We start from the raw sequence: 19552 nt of genomic DNA, 5'->3' as shown, positions 1-19552 counted from the left end.
TCCTCAGCCCTCGACCGTGATGCCCATGGAACGGGCGGTGCCGGCGATGATCTTCGAGGCGGCCTCGATGTCGTTCGCGTTCAGGTCGGCCTGCTTCTGCTCGGCGATCTGACGGACCTGGTCCTTGGTGATCTTCGCGACCTTGACGGTGTGCGGGGTTGCAGAGCCCTTGGGGACGCCTGCGGCCTTCTTGATGAGCTCCGCCGCGGGCGGGGTCTTCAGGACGAAGGTGAAGCTGCGGTCCTCGTAGACGGTGATCTCGACGGGGATGACGTTGCCGCGCTGCGACTCGGTCGCGGCGTTGTACGCCTTGCAGAACTCCATGATGTTGACGCCATGCTGACCGAGCGCGGGGCCGATCGGCGGCGCCGGGTTGGCTGCACCGGCGTTGATCTGAAGCTTGATCAGGCCGGTCACCTTCTTCTTCGGTGCCATTCTCTTTCCTTTCATCGAATCGGATACCGGAGCATCCGCTTCTCCCACGGATCCGGCGTTTCCGGAACGTGGTCGTCTGCGCGCCCTTCGACAAGCTCAGGGACCCATGCGGGCTGTCGCACAAACCACACAAGTCTACCTGATCCGGAGCGCAGCGACGGACGTCTCCGGATCCCCCTGCCCCGGTCGGATGTACCAACGCAGAACGGCCGCCCCGAATGGGACGGCCGTTCTCGCTGACGGGTGTCAGATCATCTTGGTGACCTGGTCGAACGACAGCTCGACCGGGGTCTCGCGCTCGAAGAGGGAGACGAGCACCGTGAGCTTGCCGCTCTCGGGCTTGATCTCGCTGATCGAACCGGGAAGACCCGCGAACGAGCCCTCCTTGATCGTGATGGTCTCGCCGACCTCGAAGTCGACCTCTGCGGGCAGCGGACGAGCGACGGCGACGCCGCCCTTCGACGCGATGTTCTTGGCGGTCGGCACGTCCTTGACCTCGACGAGCGACTTCAGCATGTTGAAGGCCTCCTCGAAGCGCAGCGGCGTCGGGTTGTGGGCGTTGCCCACGAAGCCGGTCACACCGGGCGTGTGGCGGACGACGGACCAGGTGTCCTCCGTGAGCTCCATGCGCACCAGCACGTAGCCGGGGATGCGCACGCGGGTGACCATCTTGCGCTGGCCGTTCTTGATCTCGACCACGTCTTCCATCGGGACCTCGACCTGGTAGATCTCGTCCTCGACCTCGAGCGTCGACTTGCGCTGCTCGATGTTGGCCTTGACCTTGCGCTCGAAACCGGCGTAGGAGTGGATGACGTACCACTTGCCCGGGAGCATGCGGAGGTCCATGCGGAAGGCCTCGTACGGGTCCTCCTCCGCGTCGTCCTCGGACTCGGCGTCCTCGCCCGCTGGACGGTCGTCTTCACCGTTCACGTCGGGGCCGTCGTACGGGGTGACCTCGTCGGCCGCCTCCGCCTCCTGCTCGGCGACCTCTTCGGCCACGGATTCGTTGAGAACCTCGGCGGCGGCCTCGGACTCAGCCGCTTCGTCCAGGTTGAGAGCGTCGTTCACGATGGCGTCCGCCTCCGGGTCGTCGATGTCGATGTCGGTGTCAACCACGTCATCCTCTTCGCCGTCCTCGTCTTCGACGTGGACGGCGACGTGCTCAGCCGAGGTGACCGAGAGCTCTTCCTCAGCGAGGACGTTGCCCTCCTGGGCCTCGTCTTCCTCGCTGGACTGCTCAGCGGCGGTCGCCCAGTCGGCGTCGTCGGAATATCGTTCAGACACTTTGCTTCTTCTCCATAGCTGCGGCGCGAGCCGCGGGGGTCATCAGCCAGGGATTCCGAACACCCAGTGCGTCACGAACGCGAACAGCGTGTCCAAGCCGTAGACGATGCCCATGACGATGATCACGAAGACGAGCACCACCCCGGTGAACTTGAACAGCTCCTTGCGAGTCGGGGTGACGACCTTGCGGAGCTCGGCGATGACCTGGCGGATGAACAGGGCGATGCTCCCGAAGAACCGGGAGAAGGGGTTGCCCTTCTTCTCGCGGGTGGCGCCGGCCGCGACGACCTCGCCGCGCGGTTCGTCCTGATCCATCCTGAATGTACCTTTCGTGTGTCAGCGTTGCGCTGACGCGCAGGGCGGACAGGAATCGAACCTGCAACCTGCGGTTTTGGAGACCGCTGCTCTGCCAATTGAGCTACCGCCCTAGAGACCGGGAGGTCTCGGGGTGCTCTCCCCACCCTGCCACCGCGACTGCGACCCGGAGACCCCAGGCACGGCGAAAGAATGCAGAGAACAACTGCCCCACAAGCATACGGCATCGATGCGGCGGCGCCGAACCGGGATGACGATGGCGTGTTCTTGTTAGGCTCGGCGAGCGTATGCAGGAGGAGGGAGCGCCGGTGAGCGCTGAAGTGCAGCAGTTCCAGGTGGATCTGCGCGGAGTCGTCGATCTGCTCAGCCGGCACATCTACTCCAGTCCTCGCGTGTACCTGCGGGAGCTGTTGCAGAACGCCCGCGATGCGATCACCGCCCGCCGGGAGGTCGACGGCGGCGGCGGGCGCATCCGGATCACTCCGCTGACCGCGGAGAACGGCGAGTTCGTGCTGCGCGACGACGGGGTGGGGTTGACGTCCGCCGAGGTCGCCGACCTGCTGGCGACCGTCGGACGCAGCTCCAAGCGCGACATCTTCGACCTCCCGCGCAGCGACTATCTCGGCCAATTCGGCATCGGTCTGCTGAGCTGCTTCATGGTCGCCGACACGATCGTCATCCGCTCCCGCAGCGCCCGCGGCGGCGCTTCGGTCGAGTGGACGGGGAGCGCGGACGGCACGTTCCAGGTGACGGAGATCGACGAGGAGCTGCCGATCGGGACCAGCGTGCATCTCGTCCCGCGGTTCGACGCCGACGAGCTGCTGCGTCCCGCAGCCGTGCGCGAGCTGGCCACGACGTTCGGCGAGTTCCTCCCCGTGCGCGTCACGATCGACACCGCGGCCGGCGATGTCGACATCACCAGGGACGCCCCGTTCCTGCACGCCGCACAGCACCCCGAGGCCGCCGTCGACTTCGGTCGCGACCTTCTCGGTGCGAGTCCGCTCGACGTCATCGAGCTCAGCGAGCCGGCGACGGGCACCCGGGGCCTCGCCTACGTGCTGCCGTTCGCCCCGCCGCCCGGCGCACGCCAGGCGACCCGCATGTACCTCGGCCGGATGCTGCTCTCCGAACGCGTCGACGACGTGCTCCCCGACTGGGCCTTCTTCGTGCGGGCCGTGGTCGACTCCACCGGACTCGCCCCGACCGCGAGCAGGGAATCGCTCGTCGAGGACGCCGCCCTCGAGCGCGTGCGCGAGCAGCTGGGCGCCGGGATCCGCCGCTGGGTGCTGGAGCTGGGGCTGCGCGAACCGCATCGTCTCGCCCAGTTCGTCGCCGTGCACGAGGTCGGGCTCAAGTCGCTGGTGCGCCACGACGAAGAGCTCTCCCACTTCATCTCGCGCTGGCTGACCGTCGAGACCACGCACGGCGCCATGCGCATCGGCGACCTCGTCGAGCGATACCCGCACATCAGGTACGCGCAGACAGTGGACGAGTTCCGGCAGGTGGCAGGCATCTCTCCCGCAGACGAGGTGCTCGTCAACGGCGGCTACCTCTACGATTCCGACCTCATCCGGATGCTGCCGGACCTGTACCCCCACGTCACCGTCGAGCAGGTGGACGTCACGGGCGAACTCGACCGGCTCGACCCGCCGCCCCTCGACGACCGCGACTCCGCGGTGGCGCTGGAAGCCCGTGCCGGTGCGGTGCTCGCGGCGTCCGACTGCTCCGTTGTCGTGCGATCCATCGATCGCCCCGACCTCGCCGCCCTCTACGTGGCCGACCCCGAGGTGCTCAGGGCGATCGACCGCGGCCGCACCAAGGGCATCACCGGATCGCTCTGGGGTGGCGTGCTCGACCGCATCGACCAGACCCTGTCCTCCGCCCGGGAGGAGGATCTGCGCGCCCGACTGTGCCTGAACTGGTCGAACAGGGTGGTGCGCGCCCTGGTGAGGGTGCAGGATGAGGCGGTCTTCGCTCGCACCGTGCAGCTGCTCTACATCCAGGCTCTCCTGGCCGGGCATCACCCGCTCGCCGACGCCGACCGGGCGCTGATGACCAGCGCCCTCTCCGACCTCGTCTCGCTCTCGGCCGGTCTGGAGGGAGACACCCTTCCCTTCGGCGACGCCCGCTGACCCTCCCGAAAGGTTCTGTCCATGGCACGTCCGAAGAAGCGCTTCCAGCAGCTGATCGAGGAGATCGATCGCACTCCCTGGGGTCCCGCAGAGCAGGCCCTGGTCTCCGAGGCAGTGGCCCTCGCGGTGGAGATCGGCGACGAGCGGCTCGAGTACGAGGCCAGGATGCGCCAGACGGCCTCGGCGAACATGAACGGTGCGACCGACGTCATGCTGAACTCGTTCGCGTGGTGCCTCGCTCATCACGACGCGGACCCGCAGCGCTTCCCCGCCGACCTCGACAACGGCGGCGCCGATCTGATGTGGCAGTTCAAGTGGATGGCCTCGTCGCTGAGGTCCTCTCCGGCCTTCTCCCAGGAGCAGATCGCCGCCGTCCTCGACGACATGGAGTCTCACTACCGTGCCGCAGGCCTCGGCGTCAGCGGGGTGCTCACGGCTCGTTTCGAAGACGCCTGGGATGCCGGACGCATGGACGAGGCCGAGGCGCTCCGCGTGCAGCTCGAGGCCACGCCGCGCGACGACCACAGCCACTGCGACGCGTGCGGACGCAGCCAGTTCGCCGGATTCTTCGCCGACACCGATCGCGACGCCGAGGCGATCGTGTTGGTAGAGGAGATGATCGAAGGCGGCTTCTCCTGCGGCGAAGAGCCGGAGCACGCCCTGTCCCGCGTGCTGCTCCCCTATCTGCGCGCCGGACGTCTCGAGGAGGCGAAGACAGCCCACCTGCGCAGCTACCGCCTCGCCAAGGACAACCCGGACAACCTGCGCATCGTCGCCAACAACATCGTGTTCGCAGCCGTCACCGGGAACGAGGCACGTGCTCTCGCCCTGGTCGAGAAGCACATCTCCTGGCTCGCGCACGACGGCCTGAACGTCGACGCGCACTTCGCCGCCCTCGCCGCCCTCGCCGTGGCGCTCGACCGGGTCACGGCAGCCGGGCACGGCGACACCCCTGTCCGCGGAGCCGACTCCCCCGCGCTCGTGCCGTTCTTCGGCGAGCACGACGGCGCCTGGGGCGCGGCCGACCTGGCTGCCGCCTCGTGGGCCGCCGCCGAGCGGATCGGCCGAGGCTTCGACGAACGCGACGGTACCGAGGGCCACGCCCGCAGCCTGCAGCGGATGCGTGGACTCGCGAAGGAGAGCTACGACGTGCCGATCCGGTCCGACGCCTTCATCACCCCTGCTTCCACCACCGCCCCGGTCGACGCAGAGGGCTGGTTCGAGCGCGCCATGCAGCTCGCGCAGTTCGGCGCCGAGCACGAGACGCTCGAAGCCCTGCCCCGCGCCCTCGAAGTCGAAGATCCCGCCAAGCGCGCCCAGCTGCTGTCCATGCGGCTGGGGATCCTGGTCGCACTGGAGCGCGCGGACGAGGCCCTGCAGCTGCTGCCGGAGCGCATCGCCGCACTCCGCGCCGCTGGGCGCGAGGTGCAGGCCGACCTCGAGGAGCGCATCGGACTCGCGACATTCGGCCTGAACACGCCGGAGACGACCGCCGCTCTGGAAGAGGAGATCGGCGCATCGGACGAGCTTCCCGCGTGGACGCGCGGTGACCTCGCGATCAGCCGCGCGGCCCTGCACCTGCAGTCCGGCGAGCCGGACGCCGCGCTGGACCACGCGGAGGTGGCCGCCCGGTCATTCGCCGAAGCGGACGACACCCGCCTGACGAACACCACGACGCTGGTGGCCATCTCGGCCGTGCTGAGCAAGGGCGATCTCGAAGCCGGCAGCGCGTTGCTGGACCGCTTCCTCGCCCAGGACGACGTCAGCACGGGGCACCGGGCGCAGGCCCTGCAGACCCGCGCACGCGTGCGCGGTGGCACCAGCTCGTACGCCGAGGGGGCGGTCGACGCCGACGAGTCCTGCCGCCTGCTCGCCGAGCTGGGAGCGACCCGTGCACTCGGCGACGCCCATCTGCTCGCCGGCGCGCTCTGGGAGGACGCCGACGAGCCGGAGAAGGCCGTCTCGCGCTATCGCCTCGCCGCTCGCCTCGGCGGCGACGCGGGAGGCGACACGACCGGACTCGACTTCCGACTCGCCCGCGCAATGCTGCGGGTCGGTGATGCGGAGGAGGCCGCCGAGCTCTTCGGAGATGTGCTGCAGCGCGAGGAGGAGGCCGACGTCCCCGCCGGTTCTCGAGCGATGACCGCTTCGATGCTCGCCCGCGCATTGAGTGCGGCCGGGGAATTCGGCCAGTCGGTGGGCGCCCACGGCTACGCCTCCGAGCTGTTCGGGCAGGCCGAGGAGCACGCCGACCAGGCGATGGCGATGACCGAGCAGGCGAAGATCCTCGCGCGTTTCGACGAGCACGACGATGCGATCGCCCTGCTCGAATCCGCGGCCGAGACCGTCCGACGCGCGCCGGACGCCGTCGGAGCGCTCACCGAGGTGCTGCACAGCCTCGGGCAGGCCTACGGTGGGCGCGGCGACGAGCGGGCGTTCGCTCTCTTCGACGAGGTCGCCGCCCTCGCACAGCAGCACGACGCCGGGTGGCTGCTCGCCGATGTCACCGATTCACGGGCACGCGCTCTGGCTGAGCTCGGACGCATCGACGAGGCCGTGTCGGCCGCGCTCACCGCGGCCGACGGCTTCGCTGCACTGGGAGACCTGGGGGCGGCCGGAAGCTCCGAGCTGTTCGCCGCGCGGGTGCTCGCCGGCAACGACCGCTCAGCCGACGCCGTGCCGGTGTACCGCAGCGCGATCGATCACGCGGCCGGCCACCCGCCGCTGCTGCAGGTCGCGGCCCTCGAACTCGGCAACGTGTTCGAGGCGCTCGGGCGGCACGGCGAGGCCGCCGAGATCCGCGCCCACCTGGAGAGCTGAGCGTCGGATCCCGGCGTGGCGCCGGCTCAGAAGAGCTGGCGCCAGTTCGCCTTCGCGAGGTCGAGAAGCTCGTCCCCGCGTCCGGACATCACGGTGCGGATCGCATAGAGCGCGAAGCCCTTGACCTGCGCGGCCTCGATCGCCGGCGGCATGGACAACTCCTGCCGCTCTGTGACCACGTCGAGCAGGGCCGGACCGTCGTGAGCCAGCACCTCGCGCACGGCATCAGGGAGGTCTTCGCTGCGCTCCACGCGACGGGCGAAGATGCCCATGGCTTCGGCGATCGCGGCGAAGCTGGGGTTGTCCAGTCCTGTGCCGTAGGTGACGAAGCCGGCGGCCTTCATCTCGAGCTCGACGAAGTTCAGCGACGAGTTGTTGACCACGATCGTCTTCACCGGGAGCTTGTTCTGCGTCAGCGTGAGCAGCTCGCCGAGCATCATCGCCAATCCGCCATCGCCCGCGAGTGCGACGACCTGACGGTCGGGGTGGGCGACCTGCGCACCGATGCCGTGCATCAGCGCGTTCGCCATCGAGCCGTGGGTGAAGGAGCCGATCAGGCGCCGGTTCTCGGTCATCGAGAGATAGCGCGCCGCCCACACGGTCGGTGACCCGACATCGGCGGTGAAGATCGCATCATCGGTCGCGTACTCGTCCAGGAGCCTGGCGAGGTACTGCGGATGGATGGGGCGCTTCCCCTTCGCCGGCACCGCCAGCTCGTCGAGCTTCTTGCGGGTCTTGCGGTAGTGCGCGATCGCGTCGTCGAGGTGACCGCGATCGTCCTTGCGCGCGATCCTCGGCAGCAGCGCCTCGGCCGTGGCCCGGACGTCGCCGACCAGTCCCAGATCGAGCGGATGCCGTTTGCCGAGCTGTGCGCCGCGAATGTCGACCTGGATCGTCTTCGCACCGTCAGGGTAGAACTGCTCGTACGGGAAGTCGCTGCCGAGCACCAGCAGCGCGTCGGCGGCCTCCATCGCGCGGTAGCCGGACGCGAAACCGAGCAGTCCCGTCATCCCGACGTCGAAGGGGTTGTCGTACTCGATGAACTCCTTGCCGCGAAGGGCGTGGACGATGGGAGCACCCAGCTTGTCGGCGAGCGCGATCACCTCGTCGTGGGCGCCTTCGACCCCGGCGCCGGCGAGGATCGTGACGTTCTTCGCCGCGTTCAGCAGCGTCGCCGCCTTCTCGAGCTCTGCGCCGTTGGGGACCACCACGGGGCGGGCGCGCTCGATCACGACGGCGCGGTCGTCGGCGATGTCGGCGAGGGCTACGTCACCGGGGATCACGAGGACGGCGACACCGCGCTCCTCGATCGCTGCGCGCATGGCGATCTCCATCAGGCGCGGCATCTGCTTCGGGTCGGCGACATACTCCACGTACACGCTGCACTCGCGGAAGAGCTCCTGCGGGTGCGTCTCCTGGAAGTACCCGGTGCCGATCTCGGTCGTGGGGATGTGCGCGGCGATCGCGAGCACGGGGACGCGGGAGCGGTTCGCGTCGTACAGGCCGTTGATGAGATGCAGGTTGCCCGGCCCGCAGGAGCCCGCGACCACGGCGAGCTCGCCCGTGGTGGCGGCATCGGCGGCGGCGGCGAAGGCGGCGGACTCCTCGTGCCGCACATGCACCCAGCGGATCGTGCCGTCCTTGCGGAGCGCGTCCGTGAAGCCGTTCAACGAGTCCCCGGGAATGCCGTAGACACGGTCGATCCCGTTGGCGTGCAGAGTCTTGACGATGTTCTCAGCGACGTTTGCCATGCTTCGACCCTACGCCCGGGGGCGGGCGCGAGGCTCGTCCGGACCCGTGACAGATGTCACCCGAAATGGCGACGTCTGGCACTGTCTCCACAACCGCACTCGATCTAGCCTCGGACCATCAGAAGAACCGGAGTGCTGTACCGATCCGGAGCAGTACGGCAAGGAGAGGAACTCCCATGAACGAATTCGCCATCGGGGACACCGTGCAGATCACTGGACCGACGATGACAGGCAATGTCGGGACGGTCGTCTCGATCGACGAGAAGCGGGGGAAGTTCCTCGTGCGGATCACCGATGTGACCCAGAACTACTTCACCCCGACCGACCTGAAGCTCTTCTCGGCCTGACGGTTCTCGGCCTGACGGTTCTCGGCCTGACGGTTCTCGGCCTGACGGTTATCGGCCTGACGGTCAGTCAGTACTCCTGGGGCCCGTCGAGCTCCGGCTCGGCACTGCGACGGAAGGCCCGCCCCGAAACCGACGTCGGGGCGATGCGCACATAGACCCGTTTGAGGGTGGGGATCCATGGGCGGAGGCCGGCCGCATCCGCCCTGTGCACGTCGGCGTCCGACTCCAACGCACTCGCGTGGCCCCGCACGATCACGCTCCAGGCGTCCGTGTCGGTGTGGTCATCGACCTCGAACAGCACATCGGTGTTCACCGTGAGCTCGAACAGCTTGCTGCCGGGTGCGGTGCGGAACAGGATGCCGTCCCCGTCGACCACGAAGTTCACGGGGAAGATGTCGATCGTCTCCCCCACGTGGGTGACGAGCCGGCCGAGCTCCTGCGTGCGGAGCCGCTCCCAGCTCTGTTCGGTGGTCAGCGTCTCGATGGGGTCGGTGTGCGCGCTCATGCGGCCATTGTCCCTCACCCGGTGTCCCCGCCGACAGGGCGTCCCGTCCCGCAACACGAGGCGGGCATGCGGGCGGCCCCTCGCGCTCTGCGAGGGGCCGTCCGTCGCACGCTCAGCCGATGCGGATGAGCTTCTTGTTGACGAACTCGTCTGCGGCGAGGTGTCCCAGCTCACGGGCGGTGCCGCTGCGCTTGACGCCGCCGAAGGGCAGTTCGGGGCTGTCCGCCAGCACGAGGTTGACGTAGACCATGCCCGCCTCGATCTTGTCGGCGACGCGCTCGGCCTGCTCCGCATCCGTCGTGAAGACGTACGAGCCGAGCCCGAACGTGGTGTCGTTCGCGAGCTCGACCGCTGCGTCCTCATCCGCCACGCGGTAGACGACGGCTGCCGGTCCGAAGAGCTCCTCACGGTAGACGTTCATCTCCGGCGTCACGTCGGCCAGCACGGTCGGAGCGAAGAACGCACCGTCGCGGGTGCCGCCCGTGAGCAGGGTGGCGCCCTGCTCGACGGCCTGATCGATCTGCTTCTGCAGGTTCTCCGCCGCGGTCTCGGACGACACCGGACCGAGCACCGTGTCGTCGCGCATGGGGTCGGTCGCCTCGACCGCGGCCATCGCCGCCGTGAACTTCTCCACGAACGCGTCGTAGAGACCGTCGACGACGATGAAGCGCTTGGCGCCGTTGCAGGCCTGGCCGTTGTTGTCCAGACGCGCATCGACGCCGGCCTGGACGGTGGCGTCGAGGTCGTCGGTCGACAGCACGATGAAGGGGTCGGAGCCGCCCAGCTCGAGCGCGACCTTCTTGAGGTTGCGGCCCGCGATCTCGGCGACCGCGGCGCCTGCGCGCTCGGAACCGGTGAGCGAGACGCCCTGCACGCGCGGATCGGCGATCATGGTCGCGATCTGCTCGTTCGTGGCGAGCACGTTCTGGTAGGCGCCCTTCGGGAAGCCGGCGTCGTGGTAGATCTTCTCGATCGCGGTCGACGACTCCGGGCACTGCGGTGCGGGCTTGAGCAGGATCGTGTTGCCCACGATGAGGTTGGGCGCGGCGAAGCGCACGATCTGGTACGCCGGGAAGTTCCACGGCATGATGCCGACGAGCGGACCGAGCGAGGAGCGGCGGATGATGGCCGACCCCTCCCCCAGGATCGCGATCGGCTGGTCGGCCATGATCGACTCCGCCTGGTCGGCGTAGTACTCGGCGATGTCCGCGGCGAAGTCGACCTCACCGAGCGCGGCCTCGCGGGGCTTGCCCATCTCGCGCACGAAGATGTCCGCGAGCTCCTCGCGGCGCTCGCGGTGCAGCTCGGCCGCACGGCGGACGAGGGCAGCGCGCTCTGCGACCGTCGACGAACGCGACCACCCGCGGTGGGCTTCGTCGGCCGCGGCCACGGCCTCTTCGATCTGAGCGTCGGTGAAGGTGTCGAAGGACGCCAGCGTCTCTCCGGTGGCGGGGTTGATGACGGCGTAGTCGGTCATGGGTTGTCCTCTCGTGTGCGGGTCCCTTCGACAGGCTCAGGGACCCAGGCCGTTCGGGTGGGGTGGGCCCTTCGACAAGCTCAGGGACCCACCCGGAAGGTCAGGAGACCGGGATCAGCGTGTACTTGGTGGACAGGTACTCGTGGATGCCCTCGAAGCCGCCCTCGCGTCCGACGCCGGACTGCTTGACGCCTCCGAAGGGTGCGGCCGCATTCGAGACCACTCCCACGTTGAGACCCATCATGCCGGTCTCGAGCCCGTCGATCATCCGCTGCCCGCGCTGCAGGTTCTCGGTGAACACGTACGACACGAGCCCGTACTCGGTGTCGTTCGCCAGGCGCACGGCCTCTTCCTCGGTCTCGAAGGTCGCGATCGCGAGCACCGGTCCGAAGATCTCCTCGCGGAGGATCGCGCTTCCGGCGACCACGTCGGTGAGCACGGTGGGCTCGTAGAACGTGCCGGTGCCCTCGACGGCCTTGCCGCCGGCGAGCAGGGTCGCACCGCGTTCGACCGCATCGTCCACGAGCTCGCCGGCCTTGGCCACGGCGTCCTCGTCGATGAGCGGTCCGATCGCCACGCCCTCTTCCGTGCCGCGGCCGATCTTCATGCCGTTGACGCGCTCGGTCACGCGCTTGGCGAATTCCCCGGCGACGTCCTTGTGCACGATGAAGCGGTTCGCGGCCGTGCAGGCCTGGCCGATGTTGCGGAACTTCGCGGCCAGCGCACCGTCCACGGCCTTGTCGAGGTCGGCGTCGTCGAACACCACGAACGGAGCGTTGCCGCCCAGTTCCATCGACACGCGCAGCACGCCTTCGGCCGCCTGGGCGATGAGCTTGCGGCCCACCTCGGTCGACCCGGTGAAGGAGAGCTTGCGCAGGCGCGGGTCGGCGATGATGGGCGCCGACAGCGCACTCGACTTCGACGTCTGCACGACGTTCACGACACCGGCGGGAAGGCCTGCCTGCTCGAGCAGCGAGACGAAGTACATGGTCGTCAGGGGCGTGAGTGCCGGGGGCTTGATCACGACGGTGCAGCCCGCTGCGAGTGCGGGGGCGATCTTGCGGGTGGCCATGGCGAACGGGAAGTTCCACGGCGTCACGAAGAACGACGGTCCGACCGGGCGCTGCGATACGACCATGTGGCCGGTGCCCTCGGGGTTGATGCCGTAGCGACCGCTGATGCGCACGGCCTCCTCGCTGAACCAGCGCAGGAACTCCCCGCCGTAGCCGACCTCGCCGCGTGCTTCGGCGAGAGGCTTGCCCATCTCGAGCGTCATGAGAAGGGCCAGATCCTCCTTGTGCTCCTGCACGAGGTCGAAGGACTTGCGGAGGATCTCGCTGCGCACGCGCGGAGCCGTCGCGGCCCAGGCGTCCTGCGCGGCGACCGCGGCGTCGAGGGCGCGGATGCCGTCGCCGGGCGTCGCGTCGGCGATGGTGCGGATCACGGAACCGGTCGCGGGGTCCTTCACATCGAAGGTGCCTCCGGTCTCGCCGTCGATCCACTGGCCCCCGATGAAGAGTCCGGTGGGGATGCTGTCCAGGAGCGCCTGTTCGGTCTGAGTGCTCATGATTCTCTTTCTGTGAGGAGGGCTAGGAGCGCTTGCGTCGACTGGGCGGTGCGTCGATGCCCAGGGTCTGTCCGCGGAAGAAGGCGGGCCGTCTGATCGCGTTCCAGATCATGACGACGATGCCGACGACGATGATCAGCATGCCGAGGATGAACACGATGCCGACCCCGCCGATCTGCGAGCCGGAGCCGTAGGCCGGGTCCATCGAGTCGATCAGCGTGGTGAAGAACAGCACCGCGAGGATCGCGCCGCCGACCAGCGGGAACAGGAACGTGAAGAAGAAGTTCCGCGTCGAGTCGAACCACTGCTTGCGGAAGTACCAGACGCAGGCGAATGCGGTGATCCCGTAGTAGAAGCAGATCATCATGCCGAGTGTCAGGATGGTGTCCCACAGCGTGTCCTCGCTGACGATGCGCATCACGGCGTAGAAGGCCGATGCCACGATGGCGGAGGCGATGGTCGCGTACCCCGGGGTGAAGAACCGCGGGCTGACCTTCGCGAACGACTTGGGCAGTGCGCCGTAGTGCCCCATCGCCAGCAGGGTGCGCGCGGGACCCACGAACGTGGACTGCAGCGACGATGCCGAACTGGTCAGCACCGCGAGCGACACGAGGAACGCGAGCGGGCCGAGGATCGGGCCGGAGAGGTGGAAGAACACGTTCTCCTGGATGTCCTCGTTGCCGAGGCCCAACGCTCCGGTGCCGACGCCGGCGAACATGATCATCGCGACCGCCAGCAGCAGGTACAGGGAGACGATCATGAGCACCGTGACGGTGGCGGCACGCCCCGGGGTCTTCTCCGGATCCTTGGTCTCCTCGTTCATGGTGAGGGTGACGTCCCAGCCCCAGAAGATGAAGATCGACAGGGAGAGGCCGGCGGCGACGGCGCTGAACGACGAGATCGCGAACGGGTTGAACCAGCCGAGGTCGAACGGCTGGTAGTCGAAGCCGTTGCCGTTCACCGCCTGCACGATCGCGGCCCCGGCGAAGAACAGCAGCACGAGGATCTGGAAGCTGACGAGCCAGTACTGCAGCTTCTGCGTCGTCTGCATGTCGCGGTACGAGATCCACGTCGCGCCGAGCATGAACAGCAGGCACACGCCGATGTTGATCCAGGTGACGCTCGCGAGGGAGGCGATGTCGGGGTTGCCCGTGATCTGCGAGATCAGCAGGAAGAGGAAGTCCACGGCGATGCCCGCGAGGTTGGACAGCACGAGGATCGTGGCGACGACGAGGCCCCAGCCGGCCATCCAGCCCACCCAGGGACCGAAAGCACGGGCCGCCCAGGTGAACGACGTGCCGGAGTCGGGCATCCGGTTGTTGAGCTCGCGGTAGCCGAAGGCGACCAGGAGCATCGGGATGAACCCGACGAGGATGATCGCCGGGATCTGGGACCCGACGGTGGAGGCCACGGGTCCGACGGCCGCCGTGAACGTGTAGGCGGGCGCGATGCACGAGATGCCGATCACGACCGCGCCGATCAGGCCGACCGTTCCGGCGCTCAGGCCCTTGGTGGAGATCCCGGTGGTGACGCCGGATTCGGGCTCCGTCGCCCGGTGGGTGCTGCTCATCAGCGTTCTCCTGCTTCGTTGCGGGTGCGCGGGACGACGATCATGGGGACGGGCAGAACGTGCAGCATCTTCGCCGCCGTGGAGCCCAGGAACAGTCGGCGCGGCTGTGCCAGCCGGCTCGATCCGACCAGGATGACCTCACCGGGAAGCCAGGAGAGGTTCGCGACCGCATCCTCGACCGTGTCGCCTGGGGCCTTCTCGACCGCGGCGGTGCGCCCGTCCGGAAGGAGCTCGGTCGCCATCGCGAGAACCTCTCGACCGTGCGTGTCCCCTACGGTGCGGATGGCTCCCGTGTCGAGGCCGGGTGGCACGTCGAACGGCACGAGGGAGACGAGTCGCAGATCGACACCGCTGTCTCCGGCGAGCGACACCGCTTCGTCGAGCAGCGCGTCCGCGCCCGGCCGTGAGCCGACCGCGACCGTGACACGCGGGATGACGTGGTCGTCCTGCTGCGCGGTGCCGGCAGGCGCCAGGGCGACCGGGATGGTCGACGAGTGCAGCAGCTCGGAGGCCACGCTGCCGAGACGGTGGCGCCCGAAGATGCCGCCGCCCGCCGCGCCGATCACGATCAGACGTGCGCCGAACTCCTCACCGGCGGCGATGAGCCCCTCGGCGAACGACTCGGAGAAGCGGACGTGTCCGCTGCGGATCAGCTCCTGCGGCAACCGGACGACGGCGTCGCCGAGCCACTTCTTGGCCTGCGAGCGGATGTGCTCCTCGTAGGCGCGCTCCGGCGGCACCGCAGCACTGCGCGTGCCCTCGTTGGGCAGCACGATCACCAGGTGCAGGGTCGCTCCCAGGCTGCGGGCGATGCGCGCACCCAGCGCTGCGGCATCCGCTCCCGCGTCCGTCGCCGTGTATCCGACGACGACCGACCCGGTCATCAGCTGCTGCTCTCGACAGCGCCGGCCTCACGACTCGCATCGACGATGTTGGAGGCGACCAGGTGTCCCATCCGGATCGCACCGTCCACGTGCTGATACCCGGCGCCTGCCATGTCGCTGCACGCGAAGTGGATCGGTCCGACCGCGCTGCGCAGGTCGGCGCCGTAGCGGTGCAGGCCGCCCATGTCGAAGCTGGCGGCATAGGCGCCGCGCGTCCACTCCTCGCTGCCCCAGTCGCTCTCGTAGTAGACGACCGGGTTCTTGGCCTCGGGGCCGTAGTAGTGCGACAGCGACTCGAGGATGCGCTCCTTGCGCTCCTCGGCCGAGAGCTCGAAGACACCGTCGGCGTTGGCGTCGGAGACGAAGCCGACCAGGGTGCCACGCTCATCGCCGTGGTTGGTGTTGTCGTAGGCCTCGTGCGACAGTTCGTACGGGCTGAACGCGGTGCCGCTGAGACCCTGCTCGCGCCAGAACGGCCGGTCGTACACGGCGTGCACCTTGATGACGAAGCCCATCGAGAGGTGCTGGTGCAGCTGGTGCTGGCGGCGCGGAAGCGGCGGGTCGAACGAGATGCGGCTGTAGAGAACCGGTGCGTGCGCGAGGATCGCGTGGCGGGCGCGCACGGTGAGCTCGTCGGTGACGGCGACCACACCGGCATCCGACCACTCGAGGCGGCGGACGGGCTGGTTCAACAGCACGTCGTCGCCCAGACGCTCGGCGAGGCGCAGCGGCACCTGCTGGAGACCGCCCACGACGCGCTTGTCGAGGATGAAGTCGGCGTCGACCAGGTTCGAGTAGGAACCGGCGGACGCGGCCATCAGGAGCGACTGCAGGAGCGAGAACGAGTGCGTGGGTTTGGTGAGCATCGCGGAGCCCGTGGCGAAGGCGAGGTTGCGCACGGCCTCGTCGTCGTCGGTCTGCGAACGCAGCCAGGCATCCCAGGTGATGGAGTCCCACTCCTCGGCCTTGGGGTGCGCCCACGGCTGATCGGGGTCGATCTCCGCGACCAGCGCGTCGAGGATGCCGGTGATGCGGGCGATCACGGCCTCGGTCTCCGGCGAGACGGGGAACATCTCCCCCGTGAAGCGGTGGGTCTTCCCGTCGGGTCCGACGTAGACGCTGTCACCCTCGCGGTAACGGCTGTAGGTCTCGAGGCCCAGCTCCTCGATCGTGTCCTTGAGCGCGTCCTGGTCGGGCGAGACCCACTGGCCGCCGATCTCGAGCATGGCACCGTCGATGACGTCGGTCCACAGGCGGCCGCCCACCCGGTCGCGGGCCTCCAGCACGGCGACCGACAGGCCGGCCTTGCGCAGGTCGTTCGCGGCCGTGAGCCCTGCGGCTCCGGCACCGATGATGAGTACGTCGCGGGTGATCTCAGACATCTGCAACTCCTTCGTTGGGGGAAGTAGTGCCGGTCGCGACCCGAAATCCCCCGATTGGGGCCGCGACCGGACAGGGGGTCAGGCCGCGCGGGAGCGCGGCCTGCATGTTATTCGGCGGCTGCAGCCAGGGCTGCGGCCACGATGTCGAGTCCTTCGTTCAGCAGGTCGTCGCCGATCGAGAGCGGAGGAAGGAAGCGGATGACGTTGCCGTAGGTGCCGCAGGTGAGGACGATGACGCCCTGCGCGATGCACGCCTTCGCGACGGCCGCCGTGAGAGCGGCGTTCGGTGCCTTGGTCTCGGGATCCACGAACTCGGCGGCGATCATGGCTCCGTGGCCGCGGATGTCTCCGACGCGCGGGTCGTTCTGCTGGATCGCGGTGAGACGGTCGATGAGGATGGTGCCGATCTCGCGTGCCCGCTCGATGACGCCGTCGTTCTCGAACACGTCGATCGAGGCGAGGGCCGCGGCACAGGCGATCGGATTGCCGCCGTAGGTGCCGCCGAGACCGCCGGAGTGCGAGGCGTCCATGATCTCGGAACGACCGGTGACGGCGGCGAGCGGGAGGCCGCCGGCGATGCCCTTGGCCGTGGTGATCAGGTCGGGCTCGATGCCGAAGATCTCGCTCGCGAACATATGACCGGTACGGGCGAAGCCGGTCTGCACCTCGTCGGCGATGAAGACGACGCCGTTCGCGCGGCACCAGTCGACGATCGCGGGGAGGAAGCCGTCGGCCGGGACGATGAAGCCACCCTCGCCCTGAATGGGCTCGATGATGACCGCGGCCAGGTTGTCGGCACCGATCTGCTTCTCGAGCTGGAGGATCACGCGGGCCGCGGCCTCGCGCCCGTCGAGTCCGTCGCGGAAGGGGTACGACATCGGCGCGCGGTACACCTCGGGGGCGAACGGGCCGAAGCCGCTCTTGTAGGGCATCGACTTGGCGGTGAGCGCCATGGTCAGGTTCGTGCGGCCGTGGTAGCCGTGGTCGAATGCGACGACGGCCTGGCGACCGGTGTGCTTGCGGGCGATCTTGATCGCGTTCTCGACCGCTTCGGCGCCCGAGTTGAACAGGGCGCTCTTCTTGGCGAAGTCGCCGGGGGTGACGCGGTTGAGTGCTTCGGCCACGCCCACGTAGGACTCGTACGGCGAGATCATGAAGCAGGTGTGCGTGAACTGCGCGGCCTGAGCGGCGACGGCCGCAGCGACCTTGGGGTGCGCGTTGCCCACCGTGGTCACGGCGATGCCGGAACCGAGGTCGATGAGCGAGTTGCCGTCGGCGTCGACGACCACTCCGCCGCCCGCGGCGACGGCCGCGATCGGAACCGTGTGTCCGACACCCGCGGCGACGGCGTCCGCCTTGCGCGCGAGGATCTCGGCCGAACGGGGGCCGGGGAGGTCCGTGACCAGGCGACGCTCCTGCGGGAGGTCGGGTCCACCGAGAGGGACTGCGGGGGCTGCGGTGTCGAGGAGTGCCATGTTCGCGAGCGTACGGCGGTGACCGAGACTGCTGCATTCACCGGTCTGTACAATCTGTAGCGTCAGTTCGCCTGCGTGTATAAGTTCCGGAGGATGTCATGGCCGTCACCGCTCAGCCGACCCTGCGTGCGCTGCTGCAGCGTCGTGACCTCGGGCTCTCGCTGGTGCCTCGCGAAGCCGACATCCCGGAAGGCGCTCTCGACCGCCCCCTGCGCTGGGTGCACAGCTCCGACCTCGCCGACCCGACCCCGTTCCTCTCGGAAGACCTGGCACTGCTGACCACGGGGACGCAGTTCGACGAGGCCGTGAGCATCGACACGTATGTCGGGCGACTCGCAGACCGCGGCGTGATCGGCCTGGGGTTCGGTACCGAGGTGCATCGCTCAGGGATCCCCGACGAGCTCGTCGAGGCCTGCGCTGTGCACGGGATGCCCCTGTTCGCCGTACCGTACCGCACCCCGTTCATCGCCGTCGCACGTGCACACTCCGAGGCCATCGCGGCTCAGGCCTATGCACGACGGTCATGGGCACTCGACACGCAGCGCGCTCTGGCCCTCGCCGCCCTCCGTCCGCACGGCCTCGACGCGACGATCGCGGAGCTCGGGCGTCGGCTCGACGTCTGGTCTGGCATGTTCGACGCCGCCGGAGCCCTCACGTTCGCTCACCCGCGTGACGCCATCGAGGCGCGTGTGCTCCACGAACTCGGCTCCCGCGTGGTCGAGATCCTCACGCGGGGGCTCGAGGCCGGGCAGTCGCTCAGCATCGAGGGTCACTCGTTCATGCTGTTCACGGTGGGCCGCGGCGGACACCTGCGCGGCGTCATCGCCCTGGCCATCGAGACGCTCGACCCCGAAGCACGTTCGGTCGTGACATCGGTCATCGCCATGGCGGGACTCGCGATGGAGCAGAGCGAGCAGCTGGCGCGCAGCCGACGCCGCCTGCACACCCAGCTCCTCGGCTCGCTCCTCGCCGACGACCCCTCTCTCGCCAGACGGGTGCTGGGAAGCCTGCCACCCGCGCCCGTGCTGGTCGCGGTCGCGGCCGACGCCCCTGCGGGACCCCTGGCCGACTGGTGGGAGCGACACCGGTCCGAACACGGCACCTCCTTCTTCCTGGCCGAGTCCGAGGACGGCGTCACGATGTGCGTGTCGGTCGCCGACGAAGGGCTGCTCGATGAGGTCGCCGCGCGGTTCGGCATCCGCATCGGCGTCTCCGATTCGGAGGGCTACGATTCGTTCGCCCGTGCCCATGCGCAGGCACTCACCGCGCTGCGCCAGCAGGGCACGCACGGGGTCGCCCGCTACGCCGACACCGTGGGGTCGAGCATCCTCACCGCTCTCGCGACGGACGAGGCCCGCCTGGTCGCCGAGTCGCGCCTCGCACCGGTGCGCGAGCACGACGCCCGCACCGGAGCCGATCTCGAACGCTCGCTGCGCACGTGGCTGGAGCACGACGCGAAGGCGGAATCCGCCGCGATCGCGCTCGGGGTGCATCGGCACACCCTGCGCTCCCGCATCGCCCAAGCCGGCGCGCTGCTCGACGTCGACCTGTCGACCTTCCCGGCTCGCGCCGAGCTCTGGACGATCCTGCAGACCGCTCGGGATTGAT

Annotated in this window: 15 protein-coding genes and 1 tRNA gene; 4 read left to right on the top strand and 12 right to left on the bottom strand. The window is 68.8% G+C overall.

Annotated features, from left to right (window positions below):
• Positions 1-3 precede the first annotated feature (3 nt).
• The 4 genes from rplK to HDC31_RS03980 form a co-directional block, all read right to left on the bottom strand.
• Complete coding sequence (gene rplK / locus HDC31_RS03995; RefSeq protein ID WP_046747864.1) at positions 4-435, bottom strand: 50S ribosomal protein L11; 432 nt, start codon at positions 433-435, stop codon at positions 4-6.
• A 246-nt stretch (positions 436-681) separates the two neighbouring features.
• Entirely contained in the window at positions 682-1719 is a 1038-nt protein-coding gene (nusG, locus tag HDC31_RS03990; protein ID WP_113681341.1) for a transcription termination/antitermination protein NusG, read from the bottom strand.
• A 42-nt stretch (positions 1720-1761) separates the two neighbouring features.
• Positions 1762-2034: a preprotein translocase subunit SecE gene (gene secE / locus HDC31_RS03985; protein WP_017201518.1), complete on the bottom strand. Its 273-nt coding sequence runs from the start codon at positions 2032-2034 to the stop codon at positions 1762-1764.
• Positions 2035-2074: 40 nt separating this feature from the next.
• Positions 2075-2147: transfer RNA gene (locus tag HDC31_RS03980), tRNA-Trp, on the bottom strand.
• A 174-nt stretch (positions 2148-2321) separates the two neighbouring features.
• Between HDC31_RS03980 and HDC31_RS03975 the strand changes: the two genes are divergently transcribed.
• Positions 2322-4166: an HSP90 family protein gene (locus tag HDC31_RS03975; protein WP_113681340.1), complete on the top strand. Its 1845-nt coding sequence runs from the start codon at positions 2322-2324 to the stop codon at positions 4164-4166.
• 21 nt (positions 4167-4187) lie between these two features.
• Complete coding sequence (locus tag HDC31_RS03970; protein ID WP_179515835.1) at positions 4188-6986, top strand: hypothetical protein; 2799 nt, start codon at positions 4188-4190, stop codon at positions 6984-6986.
• Positions 6987-7012: 26 nt separating this feature from the next.
• Here HDC31_RS03970 and poxB read toward each other — a convergent pair whose 3' ends face one another.
• Complete coding sequence (gene poxB / locus HDC31_RS03965; RefSeq protein WP_046747860.1) at positions 7013-8737, bottom strand: ubiquinone-dependent pyruvate dehydrogenase; 1725 nt, start codon at positions 8735-8737, stop codon at positions 7013-7015.
• Positions 8738-8913: 176 nt separating this feature from the next.
• Between poxB and HDC31_RS03960 the strand changes: the two genes are divergently transcribed.
• Positions 8914-9084, top strand: a complete 171-nt coding sequence (locus HDC31_RS03960; protein ID WP_164734110.1) for a hypothetical protein — start codon at positions 8914-8916, stop codon at positions 9082-9084.
• A gap of 67 nt (positions 9085-9151) precedes the next feature.
• On the opposite strand, the gene HDC31_RS03955 is transcribed toward HDC31_RS03960, so the two are convergent.
• From HDC31_RS03955 to gabT, 7 genes are all read right to left on the bottom strand, one after another.
• The gene (locus tag HDC31_RS03955) at positions 9152-9589 is read right to left on the bottom strand and encodes a pyridoxamine 5'-phosphate oxidase family protein (protein ID WP_058632129.1); all 438 of its coding nucleotides are present in this window, start codon (positions 9587-9589) and stop codon (positions 9152-9154) included.
• Positions 9590-9701: 112 nt separating this feature from the next.
• Positions 9702-11066 (bottom strand): NAD-dependent succinate-semialdehyde dehydrogenase, encoded by a 1365-nt coding sequence (locus tag HDC31_RS03950; RefSeq protein WP_058632128.1) that lies wholly within the window; start codon positions 11064-11066, stop codon positions 9702-9704.
• Positions 11067-11166: 100 nt separating this feature from the next.
• The gene (locus tag HDC31_RS03945) at positions 11167-12633 is read right to left on the bottom strand and encodes an NAD-dependent succinate-semialdehyde dehydrogenase (RefSeq protein WP_058632127.1); all 1467 of its coding nucleotides are present in this window, start codon (positions 12631-12633) and stop codon (positions 11167-11169) included.
• Between the two features lie 22 nt (positions 12634-12655).
• A complete protein-coding gene (locus HDC31_RS03940; protein WP_046747856.1) occupies positions 12656-14203 on the bottom strand; it encodes an APC family permease in 1548 nt (515 codons plus the stop codon).
• Entirely contained in the window at positions 14203-15087 is an 885-nt protein-coding gene (locus HDC31_RS03935; RefSeq protein ID WP_113680748.1) for a universal stress protein, read from the bottom strand. Before HDC31_RS03935 ends, HDC31_RS03940 begins: the two co-directional genes overlap by 1 nt.
• The gene (locus HDC31_RS03930; protein WP_046747855.1) at positions 15087-16469 is read right to left on the bottom strand and encodes an NAD(P)/FAD-dependent oxidoreductase; all 1383 of its coding nucleotides are present in this window, start codon (positions 16467-16469) and stop codon (positions 15087-15089) included. The genes HDC31_RS03935 and HDC31_RS03930 overlap by 1 nt, the downstream gene beginning before the upstream one ends.
• Positions 16470-16576: 107 nt before the next feature.
• Complete coding sequence (gene gabT / locus HDC31_RS03925) at positions 16577-17944, bottom strand: 4-aminobutyrate--2-oxoglutarate transaminase (RefSeq protein ID WP_046747854.1); 1368 nt, start codon at positions 17942-17944, stop codon at positions 16577-16579.
• Between the two features lie 98 nt (positions 17945-18042).
• Between gabT and HDC31_RS03920 the strand changes: the two genes are divergently transcribed.
• Positions 18043-19551 carry a PucR family transcriptional regulator gene (locus tag HDC31_RS03920; protein WP_179515834.1) on the top strand — a complete coding sequence of 503 codons (1509 nt, stop codon included), beginning with the start codon at positions 18043-18045 and terminating at the stop codon, positions 19549-19551.
• The last annotated feature ends 1 nt before the right edge of the window (position 19552 follow it).

The sequence above is a fragment of the Microbacterium sp. JAI119 genome (assembly GCF_013410135.1).
Lineage (GTDB): Bacteria > Actinomycetota > Actinomycetes > Actinomycetales > Microbacteriaceae > Microbacterium > Microbacterium oxydans.
This window is presented reverse-complemented; position numbering and strand designations above follow the sequence as displayed.